Annotated in this window: 22 protein-coding genes; 11 read left to right on the top strand and 11 right to left on the bottom strand. The window is 68.0% G+C overall.

Annotation, left to right across the window (positions count from 1 at the left end; translation table 11 throughout):
• Positions 1-216 precede the first annotated feature (216 nt).
• Both Pmi06nite_RS26520 and Pmi06nite_RS26515 read right to left on the bottom strand, forming a co-directional pair.
• Positions 217-1,512 (bottom strand): PAS domain-containing sensor histidine kinase, encoded by a 1,296-nt coding sequence (locus Pmi06nite_RS26520; protein ID WP_203955844.1) that lies wholly within the window; start codon positions 1,510-1,512, stop codon positions 217-219.
• A gap of 332 nt (positions 1,513-1,844) precedes the next feature.
• The gene (locus tag Pmi06nite_RS26515; RefSeq protein WP_203955843.1) at positions 1,845-3,047 is read right to left on the bottom strand and encodes an MFS transporter; all 1,203 of its coding nucleotides are present in this window, start codon (positions 3,045-3,047) and stop codon (positions 1,845-1,847) included.
• 141 nt (positions 3,048-3,188) lie between these two features.
• On the opposite strand from Pmi06nite_RS26515, the gene Pmi06nite_RS26510 reads away from it, so the two are divergent.
• Positions 3,189-3,647, top strand: a complete 459-nt coding sequence (locus Pmi06nite_RS26510; protein ID WP_203955842.1) for a MarR family winged helix-turn-helix transcriptional regulator — start codon at positions 3,189-3,191, stop codon at positions 3,645-3,647.
• A gap of 78 nt (positions 3,648-3,725) precedes the next feature.
• On the opposite strand, the gene Pmi06nite_RS26505 is transcribed toward Pmi06nite_RS26510, so the two are convergent.
• The 3 genes from Pmi06nite_RS26505 to Pmi06nite_RS26495 form a co-directional block, all read right to left on the bottom strand.
• Positions 3,726-4,280, bottom strand: coding sequence for a dihydrofolate reductase family protein (locus tag Pmi06nite_RS26505; RefSeq protein ID WP_203955841.1), 555 nt, complete (start codon positions 4,278-4,280; stop codon positions 3,726-3,728).
• 185 nt (positions 4,281-4,465) lie between these two features.
• Positions 4,466-5,323, bottom strand: a complete 858-nt coding sequence (locus Pmi06nite_RS26500; protein ID WP_203955840.1) for an SMP-30/gluconolactonase/LRE family protein — start codon at positions 5,321-5,323, stop codon at positions 4,466-4,468.
• Positions 5,320-6,102 carry an SDR family NAD(P)-dependent oxidoreductase gene (locus Pmi06nite_RS26495; RefSeq protein ID WP_203955839.1) on the bottom strand — a complete coding sequence of 261 codons (783 nt, stop codon included), beginning with the start codon at positions 6,100-6,102 and terminating at the stop codon, positions 5,320-5,322. The genes Pmi06nite_RS26500 and Pmi06nite_RS26495 overlap by 4 nt, the downstream gene beginning before the upstream one ends.
• A 331-nt stretch (positions 6,103-6,433) precedes the next feature.
• Here Pmi06nite_RS26495 and Pmi06nite_RS26490 point away from each other — a divergent pair, with 331 nt between their 5' ends.
• Positions 6,434-8,467, top strand: coding sequence for a beta-galactosidase (locus Pmi06nite_RS26490; RefSeq protein ID WP_239114219.1), 2,034 nt, complete (start codon positions 6,434-6,436; stop codon positions 8,465-8,467).
• A 112-nt stretch (positions 8,468-8,579) separates the two neighbouring features.
• Positions 8,580-9,563, top strand: a complete 984-nt coding sequence (locus Pmi06nite_RS26485) for a LacI family DNA-binding transcriptional regulator (protein ID WP_203955837.1) — start codon at positions 8,580-8,582, stop codon at positions 9,561-9,563.
• A gap of 25 nt (positions 9,564-9,588) precedes the next feature.
• On the opposite strand, the gene Pmi06nite_RS26480 is transcribed toward Pmi06nite_RS26485, so the two are convergent.
• The 3 genes from Pmi06nite_RS26480 to Pmi06nite_RS26470 form a co-directional block, all read right to left on the bottom strand.
• Complete coding sequence (locus Pmi06nite_RS26480; RefSeq protein WP_203955836.1) at positions 9,589-10,650, bottom strand: mannonate dehydratase; 1,062 nt, start codon at positions 10,648-10,650, stop codon at positions 9,589-9,591.
• Complete coding sequence (locus Pmi06nite_RS26475; RefSeq protein WP_203955835.1) at positions 10,647-10,793, bottom strand: hypothetical protein; 147 nt, start codon at positions 10,791-10,793, stop codon at positions 10,647-10,649. The genes Pmi06nite_RS26480 and Pmi06nite_RS26475 overlap by 4 nt, the downstream gene beginning before the upstream one ends.
• Before the next feature lie 447 nt (positions 10,794-11,240).
• A complete protein-coding gene (locus Pmi06nite_RS26470) occupies positions 11,241-11,978 on the bottom strand; it encodes a GntR family transcriptional regulator (RefSeq protein WP_203955834.1) in 738 nt (245 codons plus the stop codon).
• Between the two features lie 417 nt (positions 11,979-12,395).
• Here Pmi06nite_RS26470 and Pmi06nite_RS26465 point away from each other — a divergent pair, with 417 nt between their 5' ends.
• The 3 genes from Pmi06nite_RS26465 to Pmi06nite_RS26455 all read left to right on the top strand — a co-directional run bounded on the left by Pmi06nite_RS26465 (position 12,396) and on the right by Pmi06nite_RS26455 (position 15,605).
• Positions 12,396-13,703: an extracellular solute-binding protein gene (locus Pmi06nite_RS26465; protein WP_203955833.1), complete on the top strand. Its 1,308-nt coding sequence runs from the start codon at positions 12,396-12,398 to the stop codon at positions 13,701-13,703.
• 76 nt (positions 13,704-13,779) lie between these two features.
• Positions 13,780-14,685 (top strand): carbohydrate ABC transporter permease, encoded by a 906-nt coding sequence (locus tag Pmi06nite_RS26460; RefSeq protein ID WP_203955832.1) that lies wholly within the window; start codon positions 13,780-13,782, stop codon positions 14,683-14,685.
• Positions 14,685-15,605 carry a carbohydrate ABC transporter permease gene (locus tag Pmi06nite_RS26455; RefSeq protein WP_203955831.1) on the top strand — a complete coding sequence of 307 codons (921 nt, stop codon included), beginning with the start codon at positions 14,685-14,687 and terminating at the stop codon, positions 15,603-15,605. Before Pmi06nite_RS26460 ends, Pmi06nite_RS26455 begins: the two co-directional genes overlap by 1 nt.
• A gap of 12 nt (positions 15,606-15,617) precedes the next feature.
• On the opposite strand, the gene Pmi06nite_RS26450 is transcribed toward Pmi06nite_RS26455, so the two are convergent.
• Positions 15,618-16,223, bottom strand: a complete 606-nt coding sequence (locus Pmi06nite_RS26450; protein WP_203955830.1) for a cysteine hydrolase family protein — start codon at positions 16,221-16,223, stop codon at positions 15,618-15,620.
• A gap of 234 nt (positions 16,224-16,457) precedes the next feature.
• Between Pmi06nite_RS26450 and Pmi06nite_RS26445 the strand changes: the two genes are divergently transcribed.
• The gene (locus Pmi06nite_RS26445) at positions 16,458-16,835 is read left to right on the top strand and encodes a hypothetical protein (protein ID WP_203955829.1); all 378 of its coding nucleotides are present in this window, start codon (positions 16,458-16,460) and stop codon (positions 16,833-16,835) included.
• Positions 16,836-16,876: 41 nt separating this feature from the next.
• On the opposite strand, the gene Pmi06nite_RS26440 is transcribed toward Pmi06nite_RS26445, so the two are convergent.
• Together Pmi06nite_RS26440 and Pmi06nite_RS26435 are read right to left on the bottom strand one after the other, a co-directional pair.
• Positions 16,877-18,046 carry a PAS domain-containing sensor histidine kinase gene (locus Pmi06nite_RS26440; protein ID WP_203955828.1) on the bottom strand — a complete coding sequence of 390 codons (1,170 nt, stop codon included), beginning with the start codon at positions 18,044-18,046 and terminating at the stop codon, positions 16,877-16,879.
• 30 nt (positions 18,047-18,076) lie between these two features.
• A complete protein-coding gene (locus tag Pmi06nite_RS26435; RefSeq protein ID WP_203955827.1) occupies positions 18,077-18,799 on the bottom strand; it encodes a sensor histidine kinase in 723 nt (240 codons plus the stop codon).
• Positions 18,800-19,199: 400 nt separating this feature from the next.
• Between Pmi06nite_RS26435 and Pmi06nite_RS26430 the strand changes: the two genes are divergently transcribed.
• The 4 genes from Pmi06nite_RS26430 (at position 19,200) to Pmi06nite_RS26415 (ending at position 22,726) form a co-directional block, all read left to right on the top strand.
• The gene (locus tag Pmi06nite_RS26430) at positions 19,200-19,637 is read left to right on the top strand and encodes a cupin domain-containing protein (protein ID WP_203955826.1); all 438 of its coding nucleotides are present in this window, start codon (positions 19,200-19,202) and stop codon (positions 19,635-19,637) included.
• Between the two features lie 80 nt (positions 19,638-19,717).
• Positions 19,718-19,948, top strand: a complete 231-nt coding sequence (locus Pmi06nite_RS26425; RefSeq protein ID WP_203955825.1) for a hypothetical protein — start codon at positions 19,718-19,720, stop codon at positions 19,946-19,948.
• Between the two features lie 8 nt (positions 19,949-19,956).
• A complete protein-coding gene (locus Pmi06nite_RS26420) occupies positions 19,957-21,717 on the top strand; it encodes a ferritin-like domain-containing protein (RefSeq protein WP_203955824.1) in 1,761 nt (586 codons plus the stop codon).
• A 289-nt stretch (positions 21,718-22,006) separates the two neighbouring features.
• The gene (locus Pmi06nite_RS26415) at positions 22,007-22,726 is read left to right on the top strand and encodes a nuclear transport factor 2 family protein (RefSeq protein ID WP_203955823.1); all 720 of its coding nucleotides are present in this window, start codon (positions 22,007-22,009) and stop codon (positions 22,724-22,726) included.
• Positions 22,727-22,736: the final 10 nt, after the last annotated feature.

Genomic DNA, 22,736 nt, shown 5'->3' with positions numbered 1-22,736 from the left:
CGGTGAACGCCGATCGGCCGTCGGGACGACCAGGTCGTACGCGGAGCAGAGAAGGCGGGCCGTCCCCTACCTGGTGCCGGAGGGAAGTCCTCGACCGCCAGGAGATCCGGACGGCAAGGTCATCGCGTGCGGTCTCGACCTCGCCGACGCCCGCGAAGCAGATCTCACGGTCGCGCCGGTCGCCGCCGCAGGCGTGTCACGCGTGCGGCGAGCACCCTAGACGGCGTGGGGGAGGCGGAGGACGAAGCGGGCGCCGGTGGTGTTGTCGGCGGCGTACAGGTGACCGCCGTAGGCCTGGGCGATCTCGCGGGCGATGGGCAGGCCGAGCCCGGAGCCGCCGGGATCCAGGCGACGGGCATCGTCCAGGCGGGAGAGCCGTTCGAAGACTTTTTCGCGGTCGGCCGGGGCGATGCCGGGTCCGTCGTCGATGACTTCCAGGACCGCGTTGGGTGGGTCGGCGGTGACGACGATCTCGATCGTGTTGGTGGTGTGCCGTTCGGCGTTGTCGAGCAGATTGCCCAGGAGCCGGGCCAGGCGGATCCGGGAGGCGCGCACCACCACCTGCTGGCCGAGCCGGGTGAGGACGACGGCGGTCGGAGTGCGGCGTCCGAGTTCGTCCACGACGAGCTGGGCCAGGTCGACCGGTTCGGCGATGGCGGGCGTCGCGGTGTCCAGGCGGGCGAGTTCGAGCAGATCGGCGACGATGTCATTGAGTCGCTCGGCGTCTCGCAGCGATTTGCGCAGCACCGGGTGCAGGTCGATGTCGGATTCTGAGAGCGCGACCTCTAGTTCGGTCAGCAGCCCGGTGATCGGGTTGCGCAGGTCGTGGGAGGCGTCGAAGACGAACCGCCGCTGCCGCTCGATGGCCTCCTGCAGTGCCGACGTGGTGCGCTTGAGTCGTTCGTTGAGGTCCTGGAGTTCGCGGGCGCGAGCGTAGACGTCGGCGCTCGTCGTCTCCGACTCCGCCCTCATCCCCGTTACACCGGACCGCCCTAGCTGCTGAAGGAAGTCGGTGACCTCCTCGGTACGGTGAATGATCAGTTCGACTTCACCTTCCGGGCCCAGGACGGGCGTGTTGATCGTGTTCCAGTACCGCTCCTCGAACACCCCCGGTCTGTCGCTCGCCTCCATGTCGTAGCGTTTCAGCGCCATGGTGTCCCGCTCTCCGGTGGCCAGCACGCGTTCCAGCGACGCACGCAGACACTCCGGCCCCTCACCGCCGGGAGCGCTGGGATTGCCCGGGAAGACGGTGAAGAAATGCCGGCCGAGCAGGTCCGCCTGGTCCCGCCCGCTCACCTCCAGATAGGAGTCGCTGGCCGCCACGATGACGAAGTCCGGCGTCATCACCAGCAACGGGGCCACGAGGGCCTTGAACACCGCCCTGTAGTCGACCGCTGGATTCACCACTCCGGCCTCATCTTGATGCCCGTCGGCGGCCCCGCTGCCCGCGGGGCCGGAGTGTCCCCGGACGGACTGCCGGCCCTGGTGGTCAAGGAGTCGATCAATGTCCATTTTGCCACCATATGCCGTATATGGTGGGTTTCGATACCCTAAACTGGAATCTTTAATAAAAACACCTCTTTCGTGTATGTGGCCCTCAACGCCACGTTCGCGAGGGTCCCCCTGGTCGGGTAGGCGGGCTCGCGCTCGAAAGCTGATGGGGGTTCCAGGTCGCGGTGAGGACGCTTCCCGGCGCAGGGCCGGTCAGGGCCGGTCAGCCGAAGACGTCGGGGCCGGGGCCGGTACGCAGTTCGCGGTCGAGCGCGGCCACGGCGTCCATGTCGCCGGCCGTCAGGTCGAGATCATGGTCGTCCTCCGGAATCGTGAGACGCGGTCGGGATGGATCAGCGGAGGCCCGCTGTGGCGGGCGTGCCGTCGCCGGCGTCCGTGTCGGCGCCGGCTACGGCAGGCCGTTCAAGGACGGCGGACAGGACGGCCAGAACGAGGGCGGCTGCGGCGAGGACCGCGCCCACCCAGTTGGGGGCGGTGTAGCCCAGTCCCGCCGCGATGACGAGGCCGCCGAGCCAGGCCGAGAGGGCGTTGCCGAGGTTGAAGGCGCCGATGTTGACCGCGGAGGCCAGCGTGGGGGCGCCTTGCGCGTGGTCCAGGACCCGCTTCTGCAATGGGGGCACGGTCGCGAAGCCGAGGCCGCCGATCAGTGCGATGGTCACCGCCGATGCGATCTTGTCGTGCGCGGTCAGCGTGAAGAGGGCCAGCACCACGGCGAGGCCGCCCAGCGAGACGTACAGCATCGGCATCAGGGCGCGGTCGGCGAACCTGCCGCCGATGAGGTTGCCGGCGACCATGCCGAGGCCGAACAGGACCAGCAGCCAGGTGACGGAGCCGTCGGCGAAGCCGGCGACGTGCGTCATCATCGGCGCGATGTAGGTGACGGCCGCGAACACTCCGCCGAAGCCGAGCACCGTCATCGCCATCGCCAGCAGCACCTGCACGTTGCGGAACGCGGACAGTTCCCGGCGCAGGCGCACGCCCTCGGGTCCGGGCATCTCGGGGACGAGCCTGGCGACACCGAGGAGGCCGACGACGCCCAGTGCGGCGACGATGGCGAAGGTGACGCGCCAACTGGCGGACTGGCCGATCAGCGTGCCGAGCGGTACGCCGACCACGTTCGCCACGGTCAGTCCCGTGAACATCATGGAGATCGCTCTGGCCTTCTTGTCGGGGGCGACGAGAGTCGCCGCGACGACAGAGCCGATGCCGAAGAACGCGCCGTGCGCCAGCGAGGCGACCACGCGGCCGGCCAGCATCATCCCGAAGGTGGGGGAGAGGGCCGAGAGCAGGTTGCCTGCGATGAACAGGCCCATCAGCAGCATGAGCATCCGTTTGCGGGGCACCTTGGTGCCCAGAACGGTCATCAGCGGGGCGCCGACCACCACACCGAGGGCATATCCGGTCACCAGCAGGCCCGCAGTGGGAATCGAGACGCTGAAGTCGCCGGCGACCTCGGGAAGGACTCCCGTGATCACGAATTCTGTGGTTCCGATCCCGAAGGCCCCGATCGCGAGAGCCAGGAGCGCGAGCGGCACGAGGTCTCCACCTCCCAGTGGTTGCATAAGCCATTAGAGCGCGCCAACAATAATTGCAGACGCGTACTATATGCAAGCGCGGCATATTGCATGGGTGGCCTATCCTGGGACCGGCCGCTCCGGCAGAGAGGAAGAGACGTCATGACAGCCACGGATCCCGTGCTCACCGCACTCGCACAGGGCTGGTACGCGCTCTCCTCGCTCTACGGGAGAATCGAGGCTCACATCGAGCGCGCTCTGCAGGCCGGGCACGGCTTGAGTGTGCGGGAGTACTCGCTGCTGAACACCCTCAGCCGGCAGCACGACGGAGAGGGCGGCCACCTGCAGATGAAACAGGTCGCCGACGCCGTGGTGCTGAGCCAGAGCGCCACCACTCGCCTGGTCACCCGGCTTGAGGACCGGGGCCTGCTGTCCCGCTACCTCTGCCCGACTGACCGTCGAGGCATCTACACCAATGTCAGCGAAGCGGGTTTCCGGCTTCTCGCCGAGGCGCGGCCGACCCATGACGCCGCACTGCGCGAGGCGCTCGACGACGCGGCGAAGAACCCTGAACTCGCGCCACTCGTCGAAGCGGTGGAATCTCTGCACGTGCCGGCATGATCACCTGGCTCGGGTGAGGCGCCCAGAGCCGTCCTGCGTCTGAAGTTCGTTCACGGATCTCGCGCGGGCCTCGTCACATCAGCGGCTCGATGACGGGCGCGCCGCGAAGACATGGGCGACGGCGCCACGGCTGAAGGCGATGGTGCTCATCGGTTCGACGGTGAGCGGTGCGGTGAAGAGCCGCTCGCCCGCGCCCAGAACGACCGGATGGACGACAAGGCGGTACTCGTCGATCAAGCCGGTCTCGACCAGCGATCGGGCGAACCGAACTCCGCCGTGGGCAAGCAGATATCCGTCGCGGCGCTCCTGCTTGAGCCGCGTGACGGCTTCAGCCAGATCTCCGGCGGCGATCGTCGTCTCGCCCCAGTCGGCGGACGCGAGCGAGTCCGAGAACACGACCTTGGGGATCTCGTTCATCGGCTTGGCGAACGGCCCGGAGGCGCCCGGCCAGTAGGTGGCCAGCGCCGCGTAGGTGGTGGCGCCCATCAGGTGCGCGCCGGCGTTGCTCAGCGTCTCGACGGTCCACTGGGCGCCGTCATCGGAACGTCCCGCAGCGACCCAGTCGGTGCTCCCGTCGGTTGGTGCGACGTAGCCGTCGAGCGAGACGGACATCTTCAAGACCAGTGAGGCCACGCGCTGCTTCCTTTCCGGGATGGACGACGTGAGCCACTCGAGTCGACGGAGTTCCAGAGTTCGGATGACGGCATACGCCGATCAACCCACCCCACCCAGATCTGTCAACTGATTCATGATGCAGGACACCGGCGTCGAGGGCATGGGCATCAGGGAACTCGACCCCCGGGCCGGGGCTGCTCCATTCATCCGGCGAACGCGGTCGACGGCATGCCCACGGCGCCCGGTTGTTCGACGGCGAACACCGATCCCGCGGGGTCGTCGTCGGAAAGATCGAGCCCTTCGCGGGCCGACGTGACGTACAGAACGTCGAGGCGGGGTCCGCCGAACGTGCAGGAGGACGGCTGGTGCACGGGCATCGGGACCTCGCCGAGCAAGTCCCCCTCCGGAGAGATCCGAGCCAAGCGGTCGCCGCCCCATACCGCCACCCAGAGGCACCCTGCCGCGTCGACGGTGAGTCCGTCCGGCATGCCTGTGTGAGCGGGGATCCGGAAGAACGTACGCCGCCGACTGATCCTGGCAGACCCGGGATCGGCGTCGAAGGCCGAGATCTCACCGGCGATGGTGTCGGCGAGGTAGAAGGTGCGTCCGTCGGGACTCCAGCCAAGCCCGTTGGGCAGGGTCAGTTCCTCAAGGACGACGCGGCTCGTCCAATCCGGCATGAGGACATGGAGAGCGCCTTTGCCGGGCCGGAAGTCCATCGTGGTGCTGCCGGCCCAGAGCCGGCCATGGCTGTCGCACTTCGCGTCGTTCATGCGCTCGCCGTCGGGCAGGATCGCGCGCCGGATGTTCATCGATCCGTCGGCTTCGACGGTCGCGAACCCTTCGGCCGTCGCGGCGGCGAAGCCTCCGCCGCGCCGTGGCACCGCGGCGCCGACGTGCGTCGGCAGTTCGATGCTGCTGGTCTGACCGGTGGCCGGGTCGCTGGTATGGATGTGACCGGCGGGGATGTCGACCCAGTGCAGGCGACGGATCTCGGCGTCCCACACCGGTCCTTCGCCGACTCGGGCCCTACCGGGAATCGCGACCTCGGCCGTCATCATCCGGGAAGCACCACTGCGGCGTTGGCCAGCAGCCCGCCGTCGACCGGCAACGCGATACCGGTGATGAAGCTGGCACGGTCACTGGACAGGAAGGCGATCGCTTCTGCGACCTCATCCGGTCGCGCCACTCGTCCCAGTGGGTGCATCCGTCCCCAGGAATCGACCAGCGCCTGCGCCCCCTGGTCGCTGCCGTCGGAGAAGGTGCGGGCCGAGAACCGCAACATCGGGGTGTCCACCGACGCGGGACAGACGGTGTTGACTCTGATCCCGTTCTTCGCCTCGTCGATCGCGATCGATCGTGCGAGCGCGTTGAGCGCCCCTTTGCTGGTGGTGTAGGCGGCGACGGCGTTCTGGGTGACGAAGGCTTGAACGGAGGAGACGATCACGATCGACCCCGTTCCGCGAGCGCGCAGGTGCGGCAGCGCGTGCTTGACGGTGTGGAAGGCGCCGGTCACGTTGACGGCGAGGACCTCGTTCCACTCGTCGGCGCTGGTCGTCGTGGCCGTGCCGTAGCGCTGGATTCCGGCGGCGGCGACGACGATGTCGAGTCCGCCGTGTTCGGCGGCGACATGTTCGACGAGTCGCGCGGTGGCGGTCTCGTCGGTGACGTCGACGTCGACGTGTTCGACACCTGGAAGCGGAGCTTCGGAGTCGCGTGTCGGCGGGACACCCGCGGCCACGACGATCGCGCCGCGCGCCGAGAGCACCCGGGCTGTCGCGCGTCCGATACCGCTGAGTCCACCGGTGACGATGGCGACCTTGCCGTCGAACTCCGCCACGATCCACTCCCTCGATGTCGTCCACGGCCACCGTGCGGTGACGGCGCGAAGGCCGGCCGCGGTGGGCGAATTGGTCGAACGATCGCCGCGACCTTCGTGCCAGGACGGGCTTGATCGGTTACGCGGGTTCACTCTAAACAACGTTGTCTCAAGCCGCTAGTGTGACTTGTCGCGACCTGGCGCGGTTCCGGGCGATGATCCCTCAGGTCGCGTTTGGATGGTCCCCCCGGCCGTCGTGCTGCGGGGTTACCGGGCTCACCGGGCTTCGGTTCGGCGGTCGGCAGAGCGGTCTTCGCGTGGATGCGCGTTCGTTGGGCGAGGAGAAGAGTTCGTGACGGCAGAGTGGATTCGGTGGCCCGCCAACGTCGTGGCCCGGTTCGGCGGCGAGCCCGTGGCTTTCGGCGGCGACTACAACCCCGAGCAGTGGGACGAGAGCGTGTGGCACGAGGACGCGCGATTGATGCGCGAGGCCGGCGTCAACCTCGTCACCGTCGGTGTCTTCGCCTGGTCGACGCTGCAGCCGGCGCCCGATCGATGGAACTTCGGCTGGCTCGACCGCGTGCTCGACCTGCTGCACGCGAACGACATCGCCGTCGATCTCGCCACCGCCACCGCGTCGCCTCCTCCGTGGCTCACCACGCGGTTTCCTGAGGTGCTGCCCGTCGATCGACACGGGCGGACGATGTCGCAGGGCGGACGCCAGGCATGGTCGCCGTCGTCGCGGATCTATCGCGAGCACTCGCTCACGCTGGTGGAGAAGATGGCGGAGCGCTACGGCGGGCACCCGGCTCTCGCGCTGTGGCACGTCTCCAACGAGCTCGGCGGTCACAATTCGCGCTGCTACGGCGACGCGAGCGCCGTGGCCTTCCGGAGCTGGCTGAAGGAGCGGTACGGGGACTCGCTCGACGAGCTGAACGCCGCGTGGACGACCGCCGCGTGGAGTCAGACCTACTCGGCGTGGGAGCAGATCCAGCCTCCGCGGGTGACGTTCACCGACTCGAACCCCACGCACGTGCTGGACTTCGACCGGTTCAGCTCCGATCGGCTGCGCGATCAGCTGCGAGCGGAGACTGCCGTGCTGCGGCGTGTCACCCCGGCGGTGCCGATCACCACGAACCTGGTGCTCTTCGACGCCGGTAAGAACATGGACTACAGCTCGTGGGCCGACGACCTGGATCTCATCGCGAGCGACCATTACCTGAGGTCGACGCCCGACGCTCACGCCGAGCTGTCGTTCTCCGCCGACCGGGCACGCGGCCTGTCGAAGGGGAAGCCCTGGCTGCTCATGGAGACGGCCGCCGGCGCCACGAGCTGGCGCCCGGTCAACCCCGCGAAACGCCCCGGGCAACTGCGGCGGGACGTGTTCTCCTACGTCGCCCGCGGATCCGACGGGGTCTGCTTCTTCCAGTGGCGGGCCGCCGGCGCGGGCGCCGAGCGGTTTCATTCCGCGATGCTCCCGCACGCCGGCGCCGACAGCCGGAAGTTCCGGGAGGTGACGGCGCTCGGCGCGGAGCTCGCCTCCTGTGCCGAAGTGCTCGGAACCCGGGTGGTCGCGGACTGCGCGCTGCTGTTCTCCGAGGAGTCGTGGTGGGCGGCCGACCGAGAGTCGCATCCGCACAACGGCCTCTCGTACATGGAATCCGCCCTCGATTGGCACCAGAGCCTTCGGGACGCGGGCATCACCGCCGACGTCGTGCCGCCGTCGGCCGACCTGTCGGGCTACAGGCTGATCGTCGTGCCCATGCTCTACCTGGTCTCCGACCACGACGCGGCCGCCGTCGTCGCCGCCGCGGACGCGGGGGCGACCGTGATCGTCACCTACTTCTCCGGCATCGTGGATCCGCTCGACCGGGTACGGCTCGGCGGTTACCCCGGGGCGTTCCGCGACCTGCTGGGGGTGCGTGTGGAGGAGTTCGCGCCCATGGTGGAGACGGACTCCGTGGAGATCGACGGGATCACCGGGCCCGCCCGGGTCTCGACCTGGCACGAGGAGATCGACCTGACGGACGCGGTGGCCGAGGCCCGCTACCTCGGCGGCGACTTCGCGGGCGCGCCGGCGATCACGCGCGCGACCCGAGGCGCGGGGGAGGCCTGGTACGTGGGCGTGGAACTGGCCGCCGACGCCCGCGCGCGTCTGATGGGGGCGATCGCGAAGCGGCTCGCGGCGACCGGAACACCTACCTGCGCCGGACTCGAGGTGGTGACGCGCCGCTCGGCCGACCACGACTACGTCTTCCTCATCAACCACGGCGACACCGAGACGGCCGTTCCGGGTGCGGGAGCCGACCTGCTGGACGGGTCCGTCCACGAGGGAGAGATCAAGGTGCCCGCGGGCGGGGTGCGGGTCGTCAGACGGGCCGGCTGAGCGGTCCGGCCGCAGGCCGCGCCGCCGCGTCCGTAGGCGCGGTGGCACGGCGGAGTACGATCGGCCCCTGACGGCCGTCGACTGGAGAGACCAGGTGCTACGCAACCCCACGATGAAGGACGTCGCTCATGAAGCACGGGTCAGCTTGAAGACCGTCTCGCGTCACGTCAACGGGGAAACGAACATCGATCCCGCCCTCGCGGATCGAATCAGCGCAGCGATCGTGAAGCTCGGCTACCGCCGCAACCTCTCCGCGGCGAGCCTCCGGCCCGGCTGGACGAGCAAGACCATCGGCCTGGTCATCAGCGACCTCGCGAACCCCTATTACTCAACGCTCGCTCGAGCCATCGAAAGCGTGGCGGACGCGGCCGGATACCTCGTCACGATCGCCAGCTCAGAAGAGGAAGGGATGCGGCACGATCGCCTGGTCGACCGGCTCATGGAGCAGCAGGTGGACGGCTTGATCGTGGTGCCTCCGCGCAACGCCGGCCGCGACTGGTCCGACGTCGCCTCGCCCATCCCTCCATTGGTCTTCCTCGACCGGCCCGTGCCGTTCGCCGACGCCGACGCCGTGCTCGCAGACAATGCGGGCGGGGCGCGCGAGGCCACCCTCGCGCTCGTCTCCGCCGGCTCGCGGCGCATCGCCTTCGTCGGCGACTCACCCGACATCTACACGATGCGCGAACGTCACGCCGGATACGCCGCCGCGCTCGCCGAGGCCGGGATCGAAGCCGACGACTCGCTCACGATCACGACGGCGCACACCAGGGAACAGGCGGAACGCGAGGTCGGCGCCGTGCTCCGCGACGGCTCGGCCGACGCCGTCATCGCGGCCAACAACCGCTCGACGATCGGTGCGTTGCTCGCATTCCAGGCGGCCGGCCGGCGGCTGCCCCTCGTCGGCTTCGACGACTTCGAGACGGCGTTGCTCGGCAGCCCGCCGGTGTCGGTGGTGAGCCACGACATCGAGCTGATGGGGTGCACCGCGGCCGACATCGTCCTCGGTCGTCTGAAGGGCGACACCTCGGCGTTCACCACCCGGGTGCTCCCCACACAGCTCATCCTCAGAGGCTCGGAGAAGCCGGAGCCGGCGTAAGCCGGAAGAGGCTCATCCTCGCTCGTCACAGGTCGGCAGGGAGCCGCGTGCCGTCCGGTTCGTCGAGTGCGAGGCCGTTCAGGACGCCTTGCAGGTATCCGATCGCATGTGCGCGGCCTCGGCTGCAGTATGCCTCGGACGATGTGTCGCCCCAGGTGTCCAGGTCTCCGATCATCGCCGGGACGTGGTCGTCGATGATGAATCCGTCGAATCCGGAGTCGTTCAGCCTGCGGATCACCCGTGCCGGATTGAAGTTGCCCTCGCCGAGGAAGCATTCGCTGAAGCGCGGCACAGTGCCGCGTACGTCCCGGAAATGGACGTAGAAGATGGCCGGTCCCATGTGGTCGATGACTTCGTTGATGCTCTGCTCGCCGGCCATTTCCGAGACCGTTCCGAGGCAGAGGTTCAGCCCCCATGACGGACTGCCGCCGGCCTGCTTGTGGGCCTGTTTGATGGCGGCGGGGGACGTGAAGATCCGGGCTGCGCCACCGAGGGGCTCGTTGACGGGCGGATCGTCGGGGTGCAGGGCGAGCCGTACACCGACCTCCTCGGCGACGGGGAGGACAGCGTCGAGGAAATACTGGTGGTTGGCCCACATCTGGTCGGCCGTGATCGGCTCGTCCAGGGGCTGCCCCGGGGTCAGCCGGTACCCGGCGAGCGCGTTGCCGCGGTGGACGTCGGCCAGGTCGAAGGCGGTGACCTTGGCGCCGCCGCGTCCCTTCGCGGCCATGTCGGTGCGCCAGACGTAGGTGGCGAGGAAGTTATAGCCGAGCAGATCGATTCCGACGGCGGCGAGGTTGCGGATCGTCTTCCGGTAGTTCTCGATCTGCTCATCCCGCCCGGGGAGGCCGCGCTGGATCTTCCAGAAGTGGGCGAGCGGGACGTTCTCGAGGCCGTCGATCGCCAGTCGGTCAGCGTCGCAGCGTTCCCTGAGGGCCCGCAACTCGGCCAGGCTCCAGAAGCCGTCGGTGCCCGGCAGCAGGTCGGGTGTGTGCAGTTGCACGCCGGTGAGCCCGAGCTGATGGGCGAACGTCGCGACATGGGAGTCGTACTTGTCGATGTGGCCGAGGGACAGACGGATGGTCATGCCTGCCCGACCAGCTGCCGGCCCAGGCCGTCACCGGCGAAGAACTCGCCGTCGATGTCGTCGGTGAGCCCGGACAGGCCGAGGTGACGACCGTCGGGAAGCAGAACGCCCGGCCGTTGCGCGCCGGGTGCGCCGATACGCATGATTCTCATGGTGATCCGTTCGTGGTAGGGGCTGTCAACCGGCGAGCAGGCGTTGACGACCAGTGCGGTGCCGATGATCAACGCGCCCTCGCCTGCGCGGCAGGGCGCGGTCCTTCAACCCCACGAGTCCGGCTGCGGACGCGGTGCCGACGTCACTCCGAGTCGCCGGGCGAGCACGTGCGGCAGTGCGAACTCGGTGCCGAGGACGCCGCGGCCGCCGACCGCGAAGGCGTGGGATCACACCTCCACGATGCAGGCGATCGGTCCTGCGGTCGAGGGCACGCCGCCTCGTCGCACAGGACGTGCGGCGAGCCGGTCGCGGCCACCGCGTGGGACACCGCCGCCGTGTGAGGTCCGGGGGCCGGTCACGTCAACTGCGAGAGGAGGCCGCCAACCGGTACAACATCGGAGCGGGTCCGTCCGCCGTCCCGGGAACCGTCGTCGCGCTCATTCGGTGAAGTAGTCCGGATACTTGGCGCGCAGCGCCGGGCCGAGTTCAAGAGCACGCCTGGCGTGCCGGCTGAGCAGAGAGCGGCCGGCTGACAGGTCGGCGGTCTCCAGCGCGTCCACGATCATTCTGTGCTCGTCGATCAGCTCACGCACCGTGGCGGAGTCGGGCAGGGTGAGCCGCCGTAGCCGGTCCAACTGCAGCTTCATCCGTTGCACGGCCTGCCACGCTCCCGGATAGCCGCTGAGCGTGAAGATCTGGGTGTGCAGCGCCTCATCCGCCGCGAAGAAGGCCTCGTAGTTCTCGGTGCGATAGCTGTGCTCCTGCCGTTCGAGCAGTTCGCGAAGCTCGCTGACGTCGGGCGCCGGATCGGCGCACGCCACCTCGAAGGCCGCGATCTCCAGACTCTCGCGGACGAAACGCGCCTCTTCCACATCACGCAGGCGGATCAACCCGACCCGGGTGCCGACCTGCGGCACGACCCGTACGAGTCCCGCGTCGACGAGTCGCGCGAGGGCCTCGCGCACCGGCGTACGGCTGACGTGCAGCCGTTCGGCGAGGTCCGTCTCGGACAGGGACGCTCCAGGGGCGAGTCGCAGTTCGCGGATCGCGGAGACCAACTCGTCGTAGACGCGATCGGACGTCCGTGCTGACGCGCGGTCTCGGACGACCGGGGACAACATCGGATCGCGCCCGACGGGTGCCGGCTCAGGGATGAGCGCTTGATGGGAACTCACAAAATTGATCGTTGCATGCCCATAGCTTGTATGCAAGTATCCCAGCATTAACCTGATCGTCGTAAAGGGGAAACAAAGTGTCCGCCGGCTCGTACGACTCGTGGCGCCGGCCCCGAGTCCGCCCCCGGGGCGCGATGCCATCGCGGTGGTGCCGGCCGCGAACATCTCCCGGCATCTCGGTCACATCACCGCACTGAGCGATGTCTCCCTCAGAGCCGCGGTCAGCATGCTCACCGTGATCGTCCCTGCACATCCGTAGTAGATCGTCCAGCTCGCCATCCGGAACGCGCCGAAGGATCTCGATGGCGACAAGAGCATCCGCAAGACCAGCCGTGCATGCCCCTGGTCATCCCAAGGACGACCTGAATGACCCGACGACATGCGACGCGCTGTACAAGTAGCAGTCGAGAGGAAGTCATGCTCAACCGAAAAGCGCGACTCACTGCGGCCGCAGTCGTCGCCGCGACCGGCATCGCGTTGACGGGGTGCGCCGGCGACACCGGGGCGAGCACCGGCGGCGCGAGCACCGGCGGCCCGGCGCAAATCACTTTCTGGGGCTGGGCCGCGGGCTACGACAAGTCCGTCGCGCTGTGGAACGAGTCTCACCCGGACATCCAGGTGAAGTACGAGACCATCACCAACGGGGGCGCGGGCGGTTACGACAAGATGCTCGCGGCCGCGAAGGCGGGCACGGCGCCGTGCTTGGCGCAGATCGGCTACGAGACGTTCTCGAGTTTCCTCGCCGCCGGCCTGCTCCAGGACGTCAGCCAATACGTGAAACCCCAGCACGCCGAATTCCCCGAATGGGTGTGGGGCAACGTCGGCGTCGACGGTGCCGCCTACGGCGTACCGGTCGACACCGCGCCGATGGGCATGTTCTACCGTTCCGACCTCTTCACCGCCGCGAAGATCGCGGTTCCGAAGACCTGGGAGGAGTTCAAAACCGCCGCCGCCGCGGTGAAGGCCGCCGACCCGAAGGCGCGGATCATGAACCTGCCCACCGACCCGTACCTCTACGCCGGTTTCGCCTGGCAGGGCGGTGCCCCCTGGTTCGGAGTCAACGGCGACGCCTGGACGGTCTCGCTCGACAGCGCCGCCAACAGCACGGTCGCCGGCTACTGGCAGGGGCTCTTCGACCAGGATCTCGTCACCTCCTATCCCGCCTTCGACGCGGCGCTCTTCTCCGCGTGGAACAGCGGCGAAGTCTGGGCAGAGGTCGGTCCTGTCTGGTCGGCGTCACTCATCCGAGACAACGCCGCCAAATCCGCGGGCAAGTGGGCCGTCGCGCCCATGCCCCGGTGGGGCACCGACGACTCCGTCGGCAACTCGGGGGGATCGGCCACGGCCGTCATGAAGGGCTGTGCGAACCCGAAGGAGGCCACCGAGTTCGCCATGTGGATGTCGACCGACGACAAGTCCGTGTCGAACCTGATCGAGTCCGCAGCCATCCTTCCGGCTTCCACGTCCGGTCTCGCCAACGCGGCGCTCGACGCCCCGGAGAGCTACTACGGCGGCCAGGCCATCTACCAGGTGTTCCGCTCGGAGTCGGCCAAGGTGAACTCGAACTGGCGGTGGGGCCCGGTGATGTCCACCACGGCCGCTGCGCTGGGCGACGGTCTCGGCAAGGTGCCCACCAAGAGTGCGACCTTCCAGGACGCCCTGAGCGGCGCCCAGACGGACACGGTCTCCGCGCTGGAAGCCCAGGGCTTCTCCGTCAGCAAGTAGCGCTTCGCGGGGGCCGCCCGCACGGTGGGCCCCCGCGAATCCGCATCCTCCAGTCCTTCGACAGATAAGGGTGACCGTGTCCCCTCTGACGATCCAGCGGCCGAGCCGACGTCGCGAGCTTCGGCGAGCCGCGCCGTTCGTTCTGCCGTTCCTCCTGCTCTTCGTCGTCGTCTACCTGGTGCCGACCGGTTATTCCGTCGTTCAGAGCTTCTTCGCGGTGAAACGGTCGGGCCTCGGCCTCGGTGGCGCGGAAACCGTCTTCGCGGGCCTCGGCAACTACGTGCGGGTGTTCCAGGATGGGGACTTCATCGCGTCCGTGGGCCGGGTGACCTTCATCGGTGTCATCCAGGTGCCCGTGATGCTCGGCATCGCGCTCGTCCTCGCCCTTCTCATCGACTCGTCGGTGTCGACCGGGCGCAAGTTCTTCCGGGTCGCCTACTTCGTGCCCTACGGGTTGCCCGGCGTGATCGCGGCCCTGGTGTGGTCGTTCCTGTACGCACCCTCGCTGAGCCCCATCACCGGATTCTTCGCATCGATCGGGGTCGACGTCAGTTTCGTCACCGACGGCGCCCTGCCGTTCTCGATCGCGAACATCCTGACCTGGGCGTGGACCGGCTACAACACGATCCTGATCTTCGCCGCCCTGCAGGCCGTCCCCGCGGAGACGATGGAGGCCGCGGCGATCGACGGATGCTCCGGCTGGAAGGCCGCGCTCCTCATCAAGGTTCCGCTGATCCGGCCGGCCCTGCTGCTCACCCTCGTCTTCTCCGTCATCGGCACGTTCCAGCTCTACAACGAGCCGGTCACCATGAAGTCCGTGGCGCCGAACCTGCCGTCCACCTACACACCGATCATGGCCGCTCTCCGGTCGCTCTCGGGCAACGACTTCAACTACGCGGCCGCGCAGTCCGTGGTGCTCGGCGCTCTGATCTGCGTGGTGTCCGTTCTCGTCTTCCGCGCATCAGCCAGGAGAGTCGACTGATGACCGTCACACTGCCATCGCCCACACGAAACGAACCCGTCGCCGGCGTGCCGAACCGGCGGCGCCGCCGGGCGCATCCGCTCACGACGGTGAGCCCCGCCTCGCGCCTGTTCGTGCTGGCCGTAATGATCCTTTTCGCTGTGTACTTCCTGCTCCCGGTGTGGTGGCTGGTCGTCTCCGTGACCAAGGGCAGCGGAGAGATCTTCTCGGGCAACGGCTTCTGGTTCGGCGAGAGCTTCGCCTTCGTGGAGAACATCAAGACCCTGTTCCAGGCTCAGGGCGGCGTCTACTCGCGCTGGCTGCTCAACTCGCTGCTCTACGCGGTGGGCGGCGGAATCGTCTCCACGCTCCTGGCGTCCATGTGCGGGTACGCGCTCGCGAAGTTCCGATTCCCGGGACGCGAGGCGGTCTTCGGCACCGTGCTCGCCGCGGTGCTCCTGCCCGCACCCGTGCTCGCCATCCCGCTCTACCTCGTGTTCAGCGCCACCGGAATCATCAACACCTTCTGGGCCGTCTTCATCCCGAGCATCGTCAGCCCCTTCGGCGTCTACCTCAGCAGGATCTACGCCGCGTCGTCGATACCGGACGCTCTGATCGAGGCAGGCCGTATCGACGGCGCCGGCGAAATGCGCATCTTCGGGATGGGCGTGCGGCTCATGGCACCCGCGATGGTCACGATCTTCCTGTTTCAGTTCGTCGCGATCTGGACGAACTTCCTCCTGCCCTCGCTCATGCTCGCCGACAGCTCCCTCCAGCCGGTGACCGTCGGCCTCGTCGGCTGGCGCGAAATGCAGGGGAATCCCATCAGCTACACCACCGTCGTCACCGGCGCGTTCGTCTCGGTCGTGCCGGTCGTCGCCATGTTTCTGTCGTTGCAGTCGTTCTGGAGCAAGGGCCTGGCGGCAGGGGCCGTCAAGTAGCTCGCCCGCGGCTCAGGAGAACAGCCTGAGCACCTGTTCCGACGTCAGGCAGCCTGCCGTCGCCAGATCCAGGTTGGCCAGCGACATGCGGTGAGCCTCGTCGGTCGCGGCGGTGACGCAATCGCCGACCGTGTGGACGGTCAGGCCGAGGTCGGTGCCGTGCCTGGCAGTCTGCTCGACGGTGAGATTGGTGGCGACTCCGGTCACCAGCAGCGTGTCGATCCCGCGTTCGGCCAGCCATTGGGGGAGGTCGTTTCCGGCCAGGCCGGACAGCTTCTGGTTGTCGACGACATGGTCGGCCTCGGCCAAGGTCCGCATTTCCGGGATCAACTGCGCCCCCGGAGCATCCGGGCGGAAGGCCTCCTGCGCGTCGCCGACCGCGATCATGAAGCCCGTGTTGCGGACCAGGCCGCCCTCTCCCTCGGGCACGGTGAACCGGGTGAAGATCACCGGGGCTCCTGCGGCGCGCATGGATTCATGGAACCGCACGGCGCGCTCCACGACGCCACTGCGCGCGACCGGCTCGCCGAGCATCGCGCCGAAGAATCCCTCAGGCTTGATGACGTTCACCTGCCAGTGCAGAGCGAGAACGGCGGTAGTCCGCGGATCGTAGGCCATGGTCACGATCCTGCCGTACTTCCTCCCCGAAACCTCCACCTTTGGGGAGAAACGCACTCTGTCAGACGGGTACGGCTCACGCCGAGATCGAAGCCGTCGGCCGTCGTACAAAGAGCCGGCAACGTTCTGCACCGAGCATCGCTCACGGGAGGACCGGCTCCGGATCGCGGGGTATTGAAGCCATATCCGATCGATCCGAAGTGCCCAGCACTTTAGCCTGAAGGTGCGCCACAAATGAGTCGTCATCGTACGGTGAATCCGCTTGCCGGAACGGCCCTGCGCCGACTGGCGCTGCTGCCGGCCGTCGTCGCGATAGGGACCGTTGTCATGGCGTCGCCGGCGATCGCGGTGCCGGCAGGATCTGGCTACGGAAGTGGAAACGGCTCGCAGCGCGACAAGAACACGCAGGGCGCACAGGGCAACGAGAGCCAGAACAAGACTCACCACACCAAGAGGAACATCGCGCACGTGCGGTCGAATCACAGCCCCGTCAGGCTGAGTGGAGTACAGCATCTGAATAGCAACAGCGGCGTCACCGCTGTTCAGGCCGCGTTCTGCAAGAAGAGGCGCGATTGCAGGATTACGCAGAACTACTGGGTGGGCCACATGTGACCGGGCCGCTCGCTAGGAATCTACAACGTAAAGGCGGCGGATCAGGAGACGAGAGGTATGCGGAGGACGAAGCACGCGCCACCATCGGCGGAGTCCTCGACGTGCAGGGTGCCGTAGTGGGCTGAGGCGATGTCACGCGCGATGGCCAGGCCCAGGCCGGCGCCTCCGTGGTCGCGGCTGCGGGCGGTGTCCAGGCGGACGAAGCGCTGGAAGATGCGGTCGCGGTCGGCCGGGCGGACACCTTGCCCGTCGTCGGCCACGGCCAGCTCCGCATGGTCACCGGTGCGGCGCAGGTCCACCCTCAGCCTGCGCGTGGCGTGACGTCGGGCGTTGTCCAGCAGGTTGGCGAGCAGCCGGGTGATCTGCCACGAGTCGGCCTCCACCGTCACCGCGGGCTCGAGATCGAGCCGCACGTCATGGCTCACGGTCCACCGAGCCGCCACCGCCTCGACCAGACTCGTCAAATTCACCTCCTCCAACCTCGCGTCGAGGTCGACCTCGAGCGTGGCCAGCAGGAGCAGGTCGTCGATGATGCTCTCCAGCCGGTCGAGGTCGGCGGTCAAATGGTTGAGCAGATCGGGCAGGTCGATGTCGTCCCGGTGCAGTTGCGCCTCCTCCACCTGCAGCCGTAGCGCGGTGAGCGGCGTACGCAGCTCATGTGAGGCGTCCGCGGTGAATTGGCGTTGGCGGCGCAGCAACTGCTCCGCAACCGTATTCGCCTTCCTCACCTGCTCGTTCAGCTCTTGCATCTCTGCGGCGCCCGCGCCCGTCCGGCTCACGCCGGACCGAGACCCTCTGCGCTGTTGAAGGAACGCGGACATGTCCTCCGTACGGTGGACGAACAGCACCACTGCTCCGTCCGAGCCGAGCACAGGAGAATTGATCATGCTCCAATGGTGTCCCTCGGTCGGGTGCGCGCTGCGGGAGATGGGCATGGCGCACTTGTGCGGCGCCATCACGTCGGGTTTGCCCGTGGCTTCGGCCCGGCGCAGAGACGCCTCGAGGTTCCGCAGCGCGCGCTGCTTGACGGGATCGGCGTGGTCGAGGGCGCAGGAGTCGAGCACGTGCCGGCCCAGCAACTCCTCGCGCCGACGTCCGTGGGCGTCGAGATATGCCTGGTTGACGGCCACGACCGTCATGTCCGGCGTCATGGCCAGACAAGGGCTCGGAACGGCCGCGAACAGGGCGGCGTAGTCGAGGTTCTGTCTCATCAGTTTCCTTCCAAGCGCGCTCGGCAGGGCTCAGGAGTCCATCGCTCTGTGCAGGTGCCGCCCCGGACCTCGGGCGTCGGGAGCGGCCGGACCGGCGAGAGGAAGTCGCAGGACGAAGCTCGCACCGCCTGTCTCGGACTCCTCGGCGCGCAGGCTGCCGATGTGGGCATGGGCGATGTCACGGGCGATCGCCAGGCCCAGGCCGGTGCCGGTGTGGTCGAGGCGGCGTGCGGCAGTCAGCCGGGTGAAGCGCTGGAAGATCCGTTCCCGGTCGCCTTCTGCGATTCCTTCTCCGTCGTCGGTGACCGTCAGAACGGCGTGGTCGTCATCGCGGCTTACCCGGACCGCGACCAGATGGCGGGCGTGCCGTTGAGCGTTGTCCAGCAAATTGGTGAGCAGCCGGCTGATCCGGATCGGAACGGCCTGGACCGTCACCCCGGCATTCAGCCGAAGTTGTACGTCAACGCGGTCGGTCCTGCGGGCGATCTCGGCACGAACCACTTCGGCGAGGTCGACACGCTCCGGCTTCATGGGCGGGCCGGCCTCCATCTCGGCGAGAATGCGCAGGTCAGTGATTATCGTGTCCAACCGGTCGATGTCGCTCAGCGCCCGGGCGAGCAGGTGGCCGAGGTCGGTGTCGTCGGGATGCAGACGGGCCTCCTCCAACTCCGTGCGCAGCCCCGCGACCGCCGTGCGCAGCTCATGTGAGGCGTCGGAGGCGAATCGCCGTTTCATCTCCAGTTCGCGTTTCAATTCACGCATCTTGATCCAAGGTTTCTGGATTGCCGGCCTACCGCCGGCCCATCACGATTTTTGGGTTTGTCGGGGGGCCGTCCGCTGACATACGGATACGCAGCTATGACAGGACAGCCTGGTGGCCTGTGACAGCTCTGAGAAAGCGTTCTTGACGCGGCTCTCGGTGGAGCGTTGGCGCAGAGCGGAACGCAGCCCTGTCTTTCGCGGCGCTCACGCCGCGCTCGCGTGGGCGGGACCCGCTCGTCCGCGACGCGACAACAAGGACTGAAAAAGTTTCCCCGACAGCTGTCACAAGCACGGAGGCTGTCCTGTCTTACCTGGTGAACCGGTCGGCAACGGGGGAGTAGCGCGCCCCCGCCCGGGTTTCATCGCCCCCAGTTCACGAAAGGTAGGTCCCATGTCCGATACCGACCCGGCATCCACCGGGCCCAAGCCGAGATCAGTCGCGTGGCAGACCGCGGTCACCGTGCTGCAGGAGGCCGAACCGCCGTTCATCCCGCAGGGAGCGCACGCGATGACCTTGGTCGTCGCGTACCCGCCCGGCGACCCGGGCACGCCGCCGCACCGGCACTCGGGGCCGGCGTTCGGCTACGTGCTGGAAGGGGAGATGCTGTTCGAGTTGGAGGGCGAGCCGGAGCGGGTCGTACGCGCCGGTGAGGTGTTCTGGGAGCCGGGTGGCGACGTCATCCACTACCAGGACGGCAACAACCGCGACGACATGCCGCTCCGCTTCACCGTCACGATGCTGTGCGAACCAGGCCAGCCCATGCTCACCCTGGTGGACGACCAAGAGCTCGCGCAGCGCGGGGACCGTCGCGCTCCTCGCCCGTCCTGAGCGCGGATGGACGTGTCACAGCATGGTGACGCAGCCGCCCGGCCTGCCGCAGATCCCCCCAAGCCATGTATGGAGAAACGATGAACACTCCGAGCGGTGAAAACGGATTTCTGTACGAGCTCGAGATCGAGATTGAAGAGGAAGTGTCCCTGGTCGAGTCGAGCCGTCCGGAGGAGGCCATGAATCTGCCGGTCGCCGACTGGCAGTTCGATCCGACGGACGTCGAGCGTGAGGAAGTCGGCTTGCGCGGCCTGCGCGACGCCGTCGAGGCGCTGGAAGGCGACCACCGGCCAGACGATCACCGTCCGTGAGACGCCATATGAAACAGCAGCAAGGGCCTGCCGCTCCTGGCTCGTCGGTGCGGATCGACACGCTCGACGGTCTTCGTGAGCATCTGCAGTGGGCGATCGAGTTGGAACACGCGACGTTGCCGCCCTATCTGTGCGCGTTGTATTCGCTGGATCCGGAGCGGAATCCGGAGGCCGTCGAGGTGGTGGGCAGCGTCTTCGCCGAGGAGATGCTGCATCTGACGCTGGCGGCGAATCTTTTGAACGCCGTCGGCGGTCGCCCGCGACTGGACATGCCGGGGATGTTGCCGCCGCATCCCCGGCCTCTGCCTCATGGGGACCGGTCGTTGGAGTTGTCGTTGGTTCCTTTCGGTGCGGAAGCACTGGAGATGTTCCTGCGGATCGAACGGCCGGCGCCGCCCGGTGCTCCGGCGGAGGGGGCGGATTACGAGACGATCGGGCAGTTCTACGACGCCGTCGAGCAGGGATTACGTCATCTGTGTGACCGGTTCGGGGAGCGGGAGGTCTTCAGCGGCGATCCAGCTCGTCAGGTGAACGCCGGTCATTTCCGGCATACCGCAGGGCGGTTGATCGCGGTCACGGATCTGGCGTCGGCGCTGGCGGCGTTGGAGGAGATCGTCGAGCAGGGCGAGGGTACGGCCCGCGGCGAGGTCTGGGACGGAGACCAGGATGTCTTTCATCCTGATCGGGATGAGGTGGGGCACTACTACCGGTTCCAGGAACTCAAGGCGGGTCGGCGGTATCGGCGTGGTGATACCCCGGCGTCCGGTCCCACGGGTGAGGCGATCTCGGTGGATCTCGAGGGCGTCCGTCCGATGAGACGCAACCCGCGGCTGGCCGATCATGCCGTGGGCAGCGCGATCCGCGCGGCCCAGGAAGAGTTCAACCACACCTACTGCGCCGTCCTCCACCTGCTGGAACAGGCGTTCAACGGCAGCCCGAAGCTGCTCGCCGTCGCCACCGGCACCATGTACGCGCTCAAGGCCCAGGCCCAGGCCCTGATGCAGACGCCCGACGAAGGAGGCGCGACAGCCGGGCCCACCTTCGAATACGTCGCACCCGGCCTGCGCCGGTGGAGTGCCGGAGACGCGCAGCGGATCGTCGTCCTCCGCGACGGCCCCTACGTCGTGTACGGCGGTGTCCCGCTCCGCCGCAAAACCAAGATCGTTTCTGCGGAGAACAACGCGCTGACCTGGAAGACCGGCGAACCTCTGAAAACGGAGGACACCTACGCGCTGTGCCGCTGCGGCCACTCGGGCTCCAAACCGTTCTGCGACGGGACCCATGCGGTGATCGGGTTCGACGGCACGGAGACCGCGGGAGTGCGACCGTACGAGGAACTGCAGCACGTGCACGACGGGGTGGGGATCTCGGCTCAGCGGGTGGGGGAGTTGTGCATCCACGCCGCCTTCTGCATCGGACGCACCAGGCCGATCGCCGAGATGCTCGCCGACACCGGGGACGGCGACGTGCGGTCCGACGTCATGGGTCGCATCGATCACTGCCCCTCCGGTTCCTACAGCTACGCCCTGCAACGCGGCGGCGAGACGCTCGAGCCCGACCTTCCCCAGGCCGTCTCGATCCTGGAGGAAGAGGACGGGCTGGCCAGTGCGCTGTGGGTCACCGGCGGAGTGCCGGTCCTGCGGGCGGACGGCCAGGCGCTGGAGACCCGCAACAGGATGACCCTGTGCCGCTGCGGCCATTCGGCCAATAAGCCGCTGTGCGACGGAACCCACCGAAAGATCGACTTCCGCGAGGAGACGCCGGGCTGACGGTGAGCGACGCTGGCCGGCGTGCCAAGCCGTCCTGACTCGTCTACGGCGAGCGCGACCTCGACGTCCAGGTCGCGGCCGGAGGCGAGAAGCGGGTTGCGGGCGTGGAATGTCACACCAGGACGTGCTGTCCCGTCTTAGCTGGTGACACCAAGACAACAGAGGACATCGTGTGGACGATCTCGTCAGCCGGCGCCCGCGCCGGCCGATTCACGGCCTGGGAACAGGAAGGGCCTCTCCGCTTCCGCAGGCACCCTCCTGGCCGCACGGCGGGCGACGGCGGCAGGACATGACCGAGGCGGGCGCCAGGTCGCTGGCGGAGATGCTCGACGAACGCCGGCACCTGCTCGAGATCGCTCTGTGGATGTTCGGTTCGGCCGCCACGGCTGACCGGATCGTCCAGGAGACCTATCGCCGCTGGTACGCCCTCAACGATGAGGAGCGTGCCGGCATCGCGGTGCCGCGAGCCTGGCTGACAAGGGTCGCCGGAGGCATCTGCCTGGAATCGCTCGCCGCGCCCGCCGCCTTCCGACCTCCCAGCGCCGTGCCGAGGGCGGACTCGGTTCCGGCACCTGTTGCCGACGGCCCGGCTCTTCGGGGCGGCACGGTGCGGCGCCGCTCCGGTCAGCCGTTCCGGAAGGCGATGCTCGACCGGCATGATCGTGTCGCGCGCCGGTTCGCGGCGGCGTGCGACACCGGAGACGTGGCGGCGCTCAAGGCGGTTCTGGCCTCCGACGCGCTGGTCGTGAGTGACGGCGGCGGCAAGCTGCGCGCCTCAGTGCGTCCGACCTACGGCGCGGACGCGGTCGCCCAGTTCATCGCGGCTCTGCTGGCCGGTCCGCCCGGCATCGTGGTGACCATCGAGTCCGTCAACGGCCGTACCGGTCTGGCGCTGCGCCGGGCGGGCCACGCTGTGGCAGTGGTCAGCGTGAGTGTCGCCGGGACCGAGGTCACCGCTGTGTGGATCGTGCTGAACCCCGACAAGTTGCAGCACTGGCATCGCCCATGACCAACTCGCC

Source organism: Planotetraspora mira (assembly GCF_016863275.1).
GTDB classification, from domain to species: Bacteria; Actinomycetota; Actinomycetes; order Streptosporangiales; family Streptosporangiaceae; genus Planotetraspora; species Planotetraspora mira.
Note: the sequence above shows the minus strand (reverse complement) of the source record. Positions and strands in the feature narration are given on the sequence as shown.